The following is a 14133-nucleotide window of genomic DNA, read 5'->3' as shown; positions in this document are numbered from 1 at the left end:
GAGAAGACGCATCCGCTCACCGAACCTTCTGCTGCCTCTCGATATGCCCGCCCAGTTCAAGACGAGGCCTCGCGCCCTCGTGTCGGCGCTGACCTGCTCCGTTTTCCTGACCCCGCTGCTCGCTTCCGCCGAAACCGCCCCTGCTCCGGCGCCCGCCGCCGGCCAGCCGGCCCCGTCCGCCGCCGGCCAGCCGGCCCCGTCCGCCGACGTGCAGGCGACGCTGCCGACGATCAACGTCCAGTCGACCGCGCCGTCGGACATGCAGGTGAAGCGTTCGCCGTCGTACAAGTTCACCGCGCCGCTGCTCGACACGCCGCGCTCGATCACGGTGATCCCCGAGCAACTGATCAAGGAAAAGAACGTCACGTCGTTCGCCGACGCGCTGCGCTCGGTGCCGGGCATCACGTTCCTCGGCGGCGATGCGGCCGCGAACCCGTCGGCCGATCGCCCGGTGATCCGCGGCTTCGAATCGCGCAACTCGATCTTCGTCGACGGGATGCGCGACTCGGGGCTGCAGAACCGCGAAACGTTCGCGGTCGAGCAGATCAGCGTGATCAAGGGCCCCGATTCGGTCTACGCGGGCCGCGGCTCGGTGGGCGGCAGCATCGACATCGTCACGAAGACGCCGAAGAACGACAACTTCATCAACAGCAGCATCGGCTTCGGCACCGACGGCTACAAGCGCGCGACTGTCGACGCGAACCACAAGATCAACGACACGACGGCCGTGCGCCTGAACGTGATGGGTCACGATGCGAACCAGGCCGGCCGCAACGACGTGTACAACAAGCGCTGGGGCGTCGCGCCATCGATCGTGTTCGGGCTGAATACGCCGACTACGGTAACGGTCAGCTACTACCACATGAACTCGTACGACATGCCGGACTTCAGCGTGCCGTTCCGCGCGTCGGGCGGCACGCCGGTGCCGACCGATCGCGGCCAGTTCTTCGGGTTGAACACGCGCGACTACCGGTACGGGCAGACCGACACCGCCCAGGTGCGCGTCGAGCACAAGCTCAACGACGACTGGAAGCTGAAGAACACGACGATGTTCGGCCGCTCGACGCTCGACTACGTCGCGACAAACCCGCAGATCCTCGCGTCGAACCCGAGCATGCTGAGCCTGCAGGCGAAGAGCGGCAAGTACGCGCTCAACGGCTTCTCGAACCAGACCGAAGTGACCGGCAGCGCGAGCCTGTTCGGCATGAAGCACACGATGACGGCCGGCGTCGAGTTCAGCCATGAACAGGCGCGCTACGAGGGCTACCTCGTGTCGGATTCGGCCGGCAACAACATCCGCTCGGGCGGCCCGTGCTCGGTGGCCGGCAACTGCACGCCGCTCGCGGGCGGCTGGAACCCGAACATGCCGTGGACCGGCAGCATCGTGCTGAACGGCGACAAGGGCTTCCCCGGCGCGACGACGAACACGCGCACCGACACGGTTTCCGCGTACATCTTCGATACCGTGAAGCTGTCCGAGCGCTGGCAGTTCAACACGGGGCTGCGCTTCGACCGCTACGACACGACCGGCAAGCAGGCCGGCGTGGCCGACCTGTCGAACACGTCGAACCTGTTCAGCTACCAGTTCGGCCTCGTGTTCAAGCCGGTGAGCAACGTGAGCCTGTATGCGTCGTACGGCACGTCATCGAACCCGCCCGGTTCGAACGGCGGCCTCGGCGGCGGCACCGACCAGATCACCGCGACGAACCAGGATCTCGCGCCGGAGCGCTCGCGCAACATCGAGATCGGCGCGAAGTGGGATGTGCTGCAGGACCAGCTGTCGCTGACGTCGGCGCTGTTCCAGACCGAGAAGACCAACGCACGCGTGAGCGACGGCCTCGGTCACACGGTCAACGCGGGCAAGCAGCGCGTGCGTGGCGTCGAATTCGGCTTCGCGGGCAACCTGAGCCCGAAGTGGCACGTGTTCGGCGGCTACTCGTACCTGAACGCGATCACGACCGATGCCGGCCCCGGCAGCCCGGGCGCATCGGGCCTGCCGATGGTGATGGTGCCGAAGCACAACTTCACGCTGTGGACGAGCTACGACGTGATGCCTAAGCTCACGCTCGGCGCGGGTGCAACGGTAATGAGCCAGACCTATGCGTCGGTATCGGCGACGACCAAGAAATGGACGCCCGGCTACGCGCGTTTCGACGCGGCCGCGACGTGGCGCGTGAACAAGACGATGGACGTTCAACTGAACGTGCAGAACCTGTTCGACAAGAAGTATTACTCGAGCGCGTATCCGATCTACGCGACGTGGGCGCCGGGCCGTTCGGCGATGGTCACGCTCAACTTCTATCAGTAACACTGCGGGCGGCGGGAGGGCCTGGTATGGCCTTCCCCGCCGCGCTCACCACGGCAGCGAGTACGTCTTCACGTTCGTGAAGCTCTTCATCGCTTCCTGCACACCCTCCTTGTACCCCAGCCCCGAATCCTTCACGCCGCCGAACGGCGTCACTTCGAGCCGGTAGCCCGGCACTTCGCGCACGTTCACGCTGCCGACCTCCAGCTCGGTGATGAAGCGCGTGATGTGGTCGAAGCGGTTCGTGCAGACCGACGACGACAGTGCATAGTCGGTACTGTTCGACATCCGGATCGCTTCGTCGATGTCGCGGAAGCGCATGATCGGCGACACGGGGCCGAAGGTTTCGTACTTCACGAGCGGCATATCGGGCGTCACGCGATCGATCACCGTCGGCGAATACAGCGCGCCGCTGCGCACGTTGCCGACCAGCAGCCGCGCCCCGCGTGCGATCGCGTCATTCACCTGCTGCTCGCAGAACTTCGCGGCTGCCTCGTCGATCACCGTGCCCATGTCGACCGACGGATCGGCCGGATTGCCGTATGACCACGCCTTGGTTTTCTCGACCACCAGCTCCGTGAAGCGATCGGCCACCGACTCGTGCACGAGCATCCGCTTGATCGCCGTGCAGCGCTGGCCCGAATTCTTGTACGAGCCCGACACCGCGAGCGTGCTCGCTTCGTCGAGATCGGCATCTTCCATCACGATGATCGGATCGTTGCCGCCGAGTTCGAGCACCGCGCGGCGGTAGCCCATCCGCGACGCGATCGACTTGCCGATCGACACGCCGCCCGTGAACGTGATCAGGTCGATCGCCGGGTTCGTGATCAGTTCGTCGGCAATCTCCTTCGGGTCGCCGGTGAGCACTTGCAGCATCTGCGGCGGCAACCCGGTTTCATACAGGATGTCCGCGAACAGGTAGCACGACAGCGGCACCTTCTCCGACGGCTTCACGACGATCCGGTTGTTGGTCGCGACCGACGGCACGATCTTGTGCGCGACCTGGTTCATCGGGTGATTGAATGGCGTGATCGCCGAGATCACGCCGAGCAGCGGGTCACGCTGCGTGTACACGCGGCGCTTCTTGCCGTGCGGGGTCAGGTCGCACGAGAAGATCTGCCCGTCGTCCTTCAGCACTTCACCGGCGCCGAACGTCAGCACGTCGGCCACGCGGCCGGCTTCGTATGTCGAATCCTTGATGCACAGACCAGACTCAGCCGTGATCAGCGCTGCAATCTCGGCAGTGCGCAAACGCACGATGTCGGCTGCGCGGCGCAGGATCGCCGCGCGATCGTAGCGCGTGAGCGTCGGCCGATAGGCGCGTGCGGCGGCAAACACGCGCCGCACGTCGTCCAGCGTCGCCTTCGGCACGGTGCCGACCAGCACGCCGTCGTACGGGTTGCGCACGTCGATGACGGCGTCGCGCCACACGCGCTGCCCGTCGATGCGCAACGCCTCGTGCCGCACGTCGGATGCGGGAATCGGCTTCAGGACCGTGCTCATGTCGTCTCCGTCTTTGTGCAGCGTGATCGTCGTCACGCTTCGGTTACCGCACCACCACCAGCCCTTCGTATTCGAGGCAGCGGCACAGCGTCGCCCAGGCCGGCGTATCGGGCCATTCCCGTGCGCGGGCATCGATGCGGATCGGCCGCCCGAATTCGCGCGACGCGCAAGCGAGCAGCGTGTGCGCGATGCCGCTGCGCCGATACGCGGGTTCGACGTACAGCCGCGTGAGCGACGGTGATCGCATGGCGCTGCCACCGTCGTCGTCGATGCCGAGTTCGCCGATCGCCTCGTCGTCGCGATACGCGACCGCCGTCGCACGTGCATCGTCGAACACGATGCGGATCACGCGCTCGCAGCGATCCCTGAATACGACGACGTGCATGGCGTCCCTCTCCTTGGCATCACGCTGAAGGCGAACGCGATGCGCGCACGCCTCCCTGCGCCCGCGAACCGGGGACTAATCCGGATCGTCCAGGGGCGACGGTTTGAGTATCGTCTTGCCACATCGGCACGCAGTAGTGCCAGACGGCACCTTTCATTGAGTCCACATCCATGGCGCGACGCGCGTATGCTCGCGACACCGCGCCCCTCGCGGGCCGCGCGCATCACGCGCACCGCCTCGCGTTTCCCGTACCGATCACAGGAGGAAGCATGCCGAGTCGGACCCCGACCGCCTTATGGGCCCAGCAGTTCCGGCGGTCGTCGGCGTCGAGCCTGCAGGACCAGATCCGGCGGATGCTCGTGGCCGCGATCCTCGACGGCCAGCTCGCGCCCGATGCCGCGCTGCCGTCGAGCCGCGAGCTCGCCGACCAACTCGGCGTCGCGCGCAACACCGTCGTGCTCGCGTACCAGATGCTCGTCGAAGAGGGCTACCTGATCTCGCGCGAACGCAGCGGGCACTTCGTGAACCCGAAGATGCTCGAGGGCCTGCCCGGCTTCTCGGCCGCCAAGCCCGCCGTGCAGCCCGGCGGCGGCGACGACACGCCGGGCCGTCCCGCATGGGACGAGCGCATCGCGCATCCGCCGTCGAGGCAGCGCAACATCGTGAAACCCGCGAACTGGCAGCACTACGAATATCCGTTCATCTACGGGCAATTCGACCAGTCGCTGTTTCCGACCAACGACTGGCGCGAATCCTGCCTGAAGGCGCTGTCGGTGATGGAGATCCGCAACTGGGCGCCCGACCTGATCGAACGCGACGATGAATCACTGATCCAGCAGATCCGCACGCGCGTGCTGCCGCGGCGCGGCGTGTTCGCAATGCCCGACGAGATCGTCGTCACGAACGGCTGCCAGCAGGCGCTGTATCTGATCGCGGACCTGCTGTGCGGCAAGCACACGACGGTCGGTTTCGAGAACCCCGGCTATCCGGACGCGCGCAACATCTTCGAGAACCGCAACGCACGGCTGCTGCCGCTACCCGTCGACGGCCACGGGATCGCACCCGGCGCGCTCGGCGCGACGCTCTCGCGCTGCGACTACGTGTACGTGACGCCGAGCCACCAGTGCCCGACCACCGCGACGATGCCGGTCGAACGCCGCCGCGCGCTGCTCGATTGCGCGCAGCAGCATGACTTCGTGATCATCGAGGACGACTACGAGAGCGAGAACACGTTCTCCGGCACGCCGCATCCGGCGCTGAAGAGCCTCGATACGGCCGACCGCGTGATCTACGTCGGCAGCCTCTCGAAGACGTTCGCGCCGGGGCTGCGGCTCGGCTACGTGGTCGGGCCGCGCGAGCTGATCCGCGAACTGCGTGCGCTGCGGCGGCTGATGGTGCGCCACCCGGTCGCGTATATCCAGCGCGCGTTCGCGACCTTTCTCGCGCTCGGCCATCACGACGCGTTGCTGCGTCGGCTCGCGCATGCGTACAGCGAGCGCTCGCAGGCGCTGATGGCCGCGCTCGATGCGCACTTGCCGGAAGCGCGGTACGTGCCGGTGACGGGCGGCGCATCGTGCTGGGTCGAGGGGCCGCCGTGGCTCGATGCGACGCGCCTCGCCGCCGATGCACAGGAAGCCGGCATCCTGATCGAGCCGGGCAGCGTGTTCTTCATGAACGATGAAGGCGATGCGCGGCGCTGCTTCCGGATGGGGTTTTCCGCGATCCCGCTCGAGCGGATCGAGCCGGGTGTGCGGGCGCTCGCGCAATGCGTGCGCACGCAACGTCCGGTGGCCTGACCGCACGCGAAAAAGCGTCGTGCGCCGGCGCAGCGCAGTCACCCGGGAGCACGAGCGTTGCGCGTGCGGCTGCTGGCGAAACCCGTTTCAACGATCGGCCGTGAGTCATCCTGCAACGTGACTCACGGCCGCACGCTTTCCGACCGCCTCGTCGGGTATCGATGAACCGCAGACGTGAACGCAAGACGCACCGATTCGACCGGCAGGCCATATCCGCTGCTTCATCGGACACCGCGTGCATCGCTCACGCTTGCAGACCGCTACAGTGCGGCTTCAACACACGATCGCCTGGATTGTTTTCGTTTCGATTCGTTTAGTAAATCCAATAAAAACATTACAACTCTCCAAATCCGATTGACAACGGATTCATCCAAATCCTAGTGTTACGACGCTGAAAGACGGCAACACGCCACGACGAACCGACGGTTCGATCGATTGGACTGCCGACGAAAAAGTGCATGGATAACCGGAGGGGGCGATCATGATTCGATTCACGACGCTCGCGGCAATCCTGGCCGCGGCGTGCGCGTTGAGCGGGTGCGGAGGCGGTGACGGCAGCGACGGAACCGCGGCGTCGGCATTGGCGGCACGCCCGTCGGACGCCGTGGCCGATACGACCAATCTCGATGACAACCGCAACCTGTCGTTGACACAGTACGTCGATCCGCTGATCGGCACGCTCGCGAGCAATTCTCCGAACCCGGTGCCGGCGGGACAGGCCGGCAGCGTCGAACCGGCCGCCGGCCTGCCGTCGGGCATGGTGCAGTGGGCGCCCGACACCAACACCACGCCCGCGCCGAACAACAGCCAGGAGCCGAACTCGCCCGCCGGCTACTACTACGATATCCACTCGATCCAGGGCTTCAGCGTGACGCACATGCCGGGCGCCGGCTGCAGCGGCAACAACGGCGAATTTCCGGTCATGCCGACCACCGACCCGGCTCAGCTCGCACCGACATTCAGTCATGCGAATGAAACGGCCAGGCCCGGCTACTACTCCGTGCTGCTCGACTCGCAAATCAAGGTGGAGCTGACCGCCACCCTGCGCACCGGCTTCGGCCAGTTCGCATACCCGGCCGGCAAACCCGCGCTGCTGGTACTCGATGCGACCCGCACCAATACCAAGACCTCGACCACTGGCGCCATCACGCAGGTTTCCGACAGCGCCATTTCCGGCAGCACGATCGGCGGCGGCTTCTGCGGCAACTCGGTGCCGGTACCCGTCTACTTCTACGCCGCCTTCGACCAGGCCTTCACGTCGGCGTCGATTTCGCACGGCGTGGCCCAGCTCGGTTTCCGCTCGGGCCAGACGGTCAGGATGAAGATCGGCATCTCCTACGTCAGCATCGCCAACGCGAAAGCCAACCTCGACGCGGAAACTCGCGGCTGGGACTTCGCGGGCGTACGCACGCAGGCCGACCGCATCTGGAACGACCGCCTCAATAGCATCCGCGTGGCGGGCGGCACGCTCGATGCGAAGAAGAAGTTCTACACGGCGCTGTATCACGCGCTGTGGGCACCCAGCATCTTCAGCGACGTGAACGGCCAGTACATCGGCTTCGACAATACCGTGCATCAGGTCGCCAAGGGCCAGCACGCCCAGTATTCGTCGTTCTCGGGCTGGGACATCTACCGCTCGCTGATCCAGCTGAAGTCGATCCTCAACCCGTCCGAAACGAGCGACATGATCCAGTCGCTGATCAACGACGCGGACCAATGCGGCGCGATTCCGCACTGGGTCAACGACAACGTCGAGGACGGCGTGATGCCGGGCGACGCCGGTTCGCTGATCGTCTCGAACGCCTATGCGTTCGGCGCGCGGCGCTTCGATACGCGATCCGCGCTGCAGCACATGGTGAAGATGGCGAACATCCCCGGCACGGCCTGCAACAACGTGACCACCAACGGCGGTCGCGCGAGCTACCTGCAGACCGGCTACATCACTGGCGGCGAGTGGGGGCAGGCTTCGTCCACGCTCGAATACACGAGCAGCGATTTCGCGATCTCGCGCTTCGCCGGGGCACTCGGCGACGCCGCCACGCAGCGCATGCTGCTGAGCCGCTCGGCCTACTGGCAGAACCTGCTCGACACCGCGCTGACGCCGCCGCTGATCGCGGCGCGCCAGTCGAACGGCGCGTGGATACCCGAGACGCCGAGCAGCGGCGACAACTACGTGGAAGGCAATGCCGAGCAGTACACGTGGATGGTGCCGTACAACGGTGCCGGCCTGTTCGCGCAGCTGGGCGGCAATGCGGCGGTGACGTCGCGGCTCGACCAGTTCTTCACGGTGCTCAATGCGGGCCTGAGCCTGCCCAACTTCTACATGGGCAACGAGCCGACCTTCGAGGTGCCCTGGCTCTACAACTGGGCCGGGCAGCCGTCGGGCACGCAGCGCGTCGTGCAGCAGATCCTCGCCAGCGCGTTCGGCACCGGCCCCGACGGCTTGCCGGGCAACGATGACCTCGGCGCCGTGTCGGGCTGGTATGTGTGGGGTGCGCTGGGCCTGTATCCGCAGATCCCCGGCGTGGCGGGCCTGGCGATCGGCAGCCCGCAGTTCCCGCAGATCGACGTCCGGCTCGGCAACGGCCGCACGTGGCGGATTCGTGCCGAAGGCGCGCCCGCGTCCGGCTATGTGCAGTCGCTGTCGATCAACGGTCGCGCGCACGATGTGCCGTGGGTCGCCTTCGACGACATCGCGAACGGCGCGACGCTGCACTTCGCGATGGGCAGCGCGCCGTCGCAATGGGGCAGCAGGAAACAGCCGCCGTCGTTCGGCGTGCCCGTGGCGATCAACGCGGTCGACAGCTACAACAATCGCGGCTTCAGCGCGGACGGTGCGACCAATGCCGACGGCCAGGGCGCGGACTTCGACGGCAGCCTGTTCAGCTACTCGCTGAATGCGTTGGCAGCGGCGGGCGTGCAGCCCGGCAAGCCGTTCGCGGTGGCCGGCGCCAGCGTCGCGGTCGCGGGCGGGCCGCTCTCGCTCGACAACACCGTGACCGTCGGCCAGACCGTGATGCTGCCGCCGGGATCGGCCGGCACCGGCGTGGTGGTGCTCGGCTCGGCCAACAATGGCCCGAGCAGCGGCACGGCGCAGTTGAATTTCGCCGACGGTTCGAGTCAGGCCGTCACGCTGGCGTTCGACGACTGGACGCTGAACGGCGGCAGCGCGCACGCCAGCGCGGCGATCGCCGTCACGATGGCGTACCGCAACTCGGGCAGCGGCCAGCAGGACAACGTCAAGACCTACATCTTCGCGCAGAAGATTCCGGTGCCGCCCGGCAAGGTGGTGACGAGCATCGTGCTGCCGCGCCAGGTGAGCGCCGGCAAGATGCATGTGTTCGGCATCGGCATGGCGGCGTCTTGACGTCCGCATGACCGACGGGGATGCATCGGGCCCTCCGATGTCTCCCCTCGCCGGCCGGCGCTGCTGCCGCGCGGCCCACGGCCGCCGTGACGTCCTCGCGTCACTGCAACGGTTCCGCGATATGCCCCTGCGGCAGCGCTTTTTGCTCATCGCTCCGCGTCGACGATTTCGATCGATGCGCGTCAAGGCACTCACCGTCGTGAGCCCGCGGGGCGCCGGCAGACAGGCGCACCGGTCAGGCGCCGCCGCTGGCCCAAGCGAATCCTCCCGACTGGCGCTACCGCCAAAAACGAGCGCTCACTAACGTGTCGATACCGCGTGCCGCATGCGCGCCAGCGCCTTGCGCACCGCCCACCATTCGACAGGAGACACGTTATGGCAGATACGCTCACCGCCCCCGTCACGGCCGCCACGCTCGCGGCGTTTTCCGACGCATTCAACCGGCACGACGCCAATGCGTTGATGGGCTTCATGACCGAGGACTGCGTGTTCGACGCGGCCGGCGGCCCCGACATCCACGGCACGCGCTTCGTCGGCCGTGACGCGGTACGCGCCGCGTTCGAAGCCGTGTTCAAGACCTTCCCCGACGCGCACTGGGGCCACGGCCGCCATTACATCGCCGGCGAGCGCGGCGTCTCCGAGTGGGTGTTCACGGGCACGCACGCCGAAGGCTGGCGCATCGAGGCCGAAGGCTGCGACCTGTTCGAATTCCGCGACGGGCTGATCGCCGTCAAGCGGGCATTCCGCAAGGAACGGCCGAAGCAGCCGGCCTGAGCGCACCGCCCCGGCCACCGTGCTCCCCACGCATTTTGAAACGAATCATTTCATTTCATTCCACATTCCCCGGCAGCGGGCGGAATGACTTGACCGGCCTTCCCCAGCAAATAGCATCTGGAACAAGACGTTCCGTTAATTGAACAATCGGAGACAACCCATGAGCGAACAATCCACCTCCCTGCGTGCATCGGCGAACGGTCCGCAGGACATGACGCCGTCCGAAGCCTTCGTCGAGACCCTCGCGGCCAACGGCGTGACCGACATGTTCGGCATCATGGGCTCCGCGTTCATGGATGCGATGGACATCTTCGCGCCGGCCGGCATCCGCCTGATCCCGGTCGTGCACGAACAGGGCGCGGGCCACATGGCCGACGGCTATGCGCGTGTGTCGGGCCGCCACGGCGTCGTGATCGGCCAGAACGGCCCCGGCATCAGCAACTGCGTGACGGCGATCGCGGCCGCGTACTGGGCCCATAGCCCGGTCGTGATCGTCACGCCGGAAGCCGGCACGATGGGCATCGGCCTCGGCGGTTTCCAGGAAGCAAACCAGCTGCCGATGTTCCAGGAGTTCACGAAATACCAGGGCCACGTCACGCACCCGGCGCGGATGGCCGAATTCACCGCGCGCTGCTTCGACCGCGCGCAGGCCGAGATGGGCCCGACCCAGCTGAATATCCCGCGCGACTACTTCTACGGCAAGGTCAAGGTCGAGATTCCGCAACCGCGCCGGCTCGACCGCGGCGCCGGCGGCGAACAGAGCCTGGACGACGCGGCCGCACTGATCGCGCAGGCGAAGTTCCCGGTGATCATCTCGGGCGGCGGCGTCGTGATGGCCGACGCGATCGAGGAATGCAAGGCGCTCGCCGAACGGCTCGGCGCGCCGGTCGTCAACAGCTACCTGCACAACGACTCGTTCCCGGCGAACCATCCGCTGTGGTGCGGCCCGCTCGGCTACCAGGGCTCGAAGGCCGCGATGAAGCTGCTGTCGCGCGCGGACGTCGTGATCGCGCTCGGCTCGCGCCTCGGGCCGTTCGGCACGCTGCCGCAGCACGGAATGGACTACTGGCCGAAGGACGCGAAGATCATCCAGATCGACGCCGATCACAAGATGCTCGGCCTCGTGAAGAAGATCTTGGTCGGCATCTGCGGCGATGCGAAGGCCGCGGCGATCGCGCTCACGCAACGCCTCGAAGGCCGCACGCTCGCGTGCGACGGCTCGCGCGGCGATCGCGCCGACCAGATCGCGACCGAGAAGGCCGCGTGGGAAAAGGAACTCGACGACTGGACGCACGAGCGCGACGCGTACAGCCTCGACATGATCGAGGAGCAGAAGCACGAGAAGCCGTTCAGCGGCGGCCAGTACCTGCATCCGCGCCAGGTGCTGCGCGAGCTCGAGAAGGCGATGCCCGAGGACGTGATGGTGTCGACCGACATCGGCAACATCAACTCGGTCGCGAACAGCTACCTGCGCTTCAACAAGCCGCGCAGCTTCTTCGCGGCGATGAGCTGGGGCAACTGCGGCTACGCGTTCCCGACGATCATCGGCGCGAAGGTCGCGGCGCCGCACCGCCCGGCCGTGTCGTATGCGGGCGACGGCGCGTGGGGCATGAGCCTGATGGAAACGATGACCTGCGTGCGCCACAACATCCCGGTGACGGCCGTCGTGTTCCACAACCGCCAGTGGGGCGCGGAGAAGAAGAACCAGGTCGACTTCTACAACCGCCGCTTCGTCGCCGGTGAACTCGACAACCAGAGCTTCGCGGCGATCGCGCGTGCGATGGGCGCCGAAGGGATCACGGTCGACCGCCTCGAGGATGTGGGCCCGGCGCTCAAGCGTGCCATCGACATGCAGATGAACGAAGGCAAGACGACGATCATCGAGATCATGTGCACGCGCGAACTCGGCGACCCGTTCCGTCGCGATGCGCTGTCGAAGCCGGTGCGCATGCTCGACAAGTACAAGGACTACGTGTAACGCCGCGTCGCCGACGCACCCCGTTGCCGGTCGCGCGCCCCTCTCGCGCGGCCGGCCCTCCGGCCGGACGCCGTGCCCCGTGCGGGCCGCCGCATCCGGCCGTTTTTCTTCCTTATCCGAGCAAACGATGAAAGCCCTCGACCGCATTCTCGACGCCGCGCGCCGCCAGCCGATGCGCATCGCGCTGTGCGAAGCCGACGATCCGCGCGTGCTGCAGGCCGCCGCACGCGCGACACGCGACGGCATCGCCCGCATCGTGCTCGTCGGCAACCGTGCGGCGATCCACGCGGCGGCCGCGCGCGACGCGATCGATCTCGACGGGATGACGCTCGTCGATCCGGCCACCGCCACGCAACGCGATGCCTATGCCGACACGCTGCACACGCTGCGCAAGAACAAGGGCATGACGGCCGACGCCGCGCGCGACGCGGTGCTCGACCCGCTCTGCCACGCGAACCTGATGGTACGGCTCGGCGATGCGGACGGCTCGGTCGCGGGCGCCGTGCATGCGACGGCCGACGTCGTGCGCGCGGCGATCCAGCTGATCGGCGTCGATCCCGCATTCCGGATCGTGTCGAGCTTTTTCCTGATGATGCTGTGCGAGCCGTTTCACACGATCAAGGGCGGGCTGATCTTCTCCGACTGCGCGCTGGTCGTCGATCCGGATGCCGATCAGCTCGCCGAGATCGCGATGGCTGCCGCCGACAGCGCGCACGCGCTGCTCGGCGAGGCGCCGCGCGTGGCGATGCTGTCGTTCTCGACGAGCGGCAGCGCGCATCACGCGGCGGTCGACAAGGTGACGGCCGCGACCGCGCACGTGCGCGCACTGCGCCCCACCCTCGCGATCGACGGCGACGTGCAGCTCGACGCGGCGATCGTCGCGGAAATCGCCGAGCGCAAGATCGCGCATTCGCAGGTGGGCGGCCACGCGAACGTGCTCGTGTTCCCGAGCCTCGAAGCCGGCAACATCGGCTACAAGCTCGCCGAGCGGATCGGCCGCGCGAAAGCCGTCGGCCCGCTGCTGCAGGGGCTGCGCCGCCCCGCGAACGACCTGTCGCGCGGCTGCAGCGCCGCCGACGTGTATCACGTGATCGCGGCAACCACCGTGCAGGCGCAGGCGGCCGCGCAACGCGCCGCAACCGGCGAGGCTGCGCACGCATGACAGCCGACAAACTGGCGATCCTGATCGCGGTGATCGGCGCCGGCAGCTATTTCCAGACCGTCACCGGCTTCGGGCTCGGGATGATCGTGATGGGCGCGACGAGCGGCTTCGGGCTCGCGCCGCTCGCCACCGTCGCCACGCTGATGAGCGTCGTGTCGCTCGCGAACGGCGCGACCGCACTGCCCGGCCGGCTGCATCACATCGATTGGCGCGCGGTCGGCGCGGCGACGCTCGGCATCCTGCCGTCCGTCGTCGCGGGCGTGCTGCTGCTCGAATGCCTGAGCCGATCGGCGGCCGACCTGCTGCAACTGATCCTCGGCGCGGTCGTGCTGTACGGCGGACTGAGTGCGGCGCTGCGCCCGACGCCGCTCACCGAGCGCTCGGACAACCGCAGCTTCTTCGTCAGCGGCCTGTTCGGCGGCTTGCTCAGCGGAATGTTCGGTGTGTCGGGGCCGCCGCTGATCTTCCAGTTCTACCGGCAGCCGCTGACGCTCGTGCAGATCCGCTGCGCGCTGATCGTGCTGTTCACGACAACCTCGGCCACGCGCGTGCTGTACAGCGCATGCGAAGGCCAGCTCGATCGCGACATCTGGCTGCTGGCCGCGATCGCGACGCCGGTCGTGATGCTGACGACGGTCGCCGCGCGCCACTATCCGCCGCCGCTGTCGCCGGTCGCGCTGCGCCGGCTTGCGTTCGGTGTGCTGATGGCGATCGGCATCGGGCTGATCGCAACGTCGCTGCCGCCGCTGCTGCATCGCGCTTGATGTCGCGCGGCGTGCGCCGCGTCGAACCGCCCTGTTCCCGGCGATCGATTCGGACTCGACGCGTACACATTCGCCGCGTCCGCGTCCGCATCGAATGCA

The 14133-nt window shown here is 67.1% G+C and carries 9 protein-coding genes; 7 read left to right on the top strand and 2 right to left on the bottom strand.

All coding sequences use genetic code 11. The annotated features are described in order from the left end of the window. The first annotated feature begins 43 nt into the window (after positions 1 to 43). Positions 44 to 2308, top strand: coding sequence for a TonB-dependent receptor (locus CFB50_RS23930; protein WP_089447439.1), 2265 nt, complete (start codon positions 44 to 46; stop codon positions 2306 to 2308). A gap of 45 nt (positions 2309 to 2353) precedes the next feature. On the opposite strand, the gene phnY is transcribed toward CFB50_RS23930, so the two are convergent. Together phnY and CFB50_RS23920 are read right to left on the bottom strand one after the other, a co-directional pair. Continuing rightward, entirely contained in the window at positions 2354 to 3808 is a 1455-nt protein-coding gene (gene phnY, locus CFB50_RS23925) for a phosphonoacetaldehyde dehydrogenase (RefSeq protein ID WP_069252899.1), read from the bottom strand. 43 nt (positions 3809 to 3851) lie between these two features. Next, positions 3852 to 4193: a GNAT family N-acetyltransferase gene (locus CFB50_RS23920; protein WP_069251259.1), complete on the bottom strand. Its 342-nt coding sequence runs from the start codon at positions 4191 to 4193 to the stop codon at positions 3852 to 3854. A 269-nt stretch (positions 4194 to 4462) separates the two neighbouring features. On the opposite strand from CFB50_RS23920, the gene pdxR reads away from it, so the two are divergent. The 6 genes from pdxR (at position 4463) to CFB50_RS23890 (ending at position 14034) form a co-directional block, all read left to right on the top strand. Continuing rightward, positions 4463 to 5989, top strand: coding sequence for a MocR-like pyridoxine biosynthesis transcription factor PdxR (pdxR, locus tag CFB50_RS23915; protein WP_069252898.1), 1527 nt, complete (start codon positions 4463 to 4465; stop codon positions 5987 to 5989). Between the two features lie 481 nt (positions 5990 to 6470). Further along, positions 6471 to 9356, top strand: coding sequence for a GH92 family glycosyl hydrolase (locus CFB50_RS23910; protein ID WP_089447438.1), 2886 nt, complete (start codon positions 6471 to 6473; stop codon positions 9354 to 9356). 375 nt (positions 9357 to 9731) lie between these two features. After that, on the top strand, positions 9732 to 10130 hold the full coding sequence (locus tag CFB50_RS23905; protein WP_069251257.1) for a nuclear transport factor 2 family protein: 399 nt from the start codon (positions 9732 to 9734) through the stop codon (positions 10128 to 10130). 160 nt (positions 10131 to 10290) lie between these two features. Then, the gene (xsc, locus tag CFB50_RS23900; protein WP_089447437.1) at positions 10291 to 12108 is read left to right on the top strand and encodes a sulfoacetaldehyde acetyltransferase; all 1818 of its coding nucleotides are present in this window, start codon (positions 10291 to 10293) and stop codon (positions 12106 to 12108) included. A gap of 127 nt (positions 12109 to 12235) precedes the next feature. Beyond that, the gene (gene pta, locus CFB50_RS23895; RefSeq protein WP_069251255.1) at positions 12236 to 13270 is read left to right on the top strand and encodes a phosphate acetyltransferase; all 1035 of its coding nucleotides are present in this window, start codon (positions 12236 to 12238) and stop codon (positions 13268 to 13270) included. Further along, a complete protein-coding gene (locus CFB50_RS23890; protein WP_069251254.1) occupies positions 13267 to 14034 on the top strand; it encodes a sulfite exporter TauE/SafE family protein in 768 nt (255 codons plus the stop codon). The genes pta and CFB50_RS23890 overlap by 4 nt, the downstream gene beginning before the upstream one ends. Positions 14035 to 14133 lie beyond the last annotated feature (99 nt).

The sequence above is a fragment of the Burkholderia sp. AU33423 genome (assembly GCF_002223135.1).
Lineage (GTDB): Bacteria > Pseudomonadota > Gammaproteobacteria > Burkholderiales > Burkholderiaceae > Burkholderia > Burkholderia lata_D.
The sequence above is the reverse complement of the archived record's forward strand: the minus strand, read 5'-3'. Positions and strand labels throughout refer to the sequence as shown.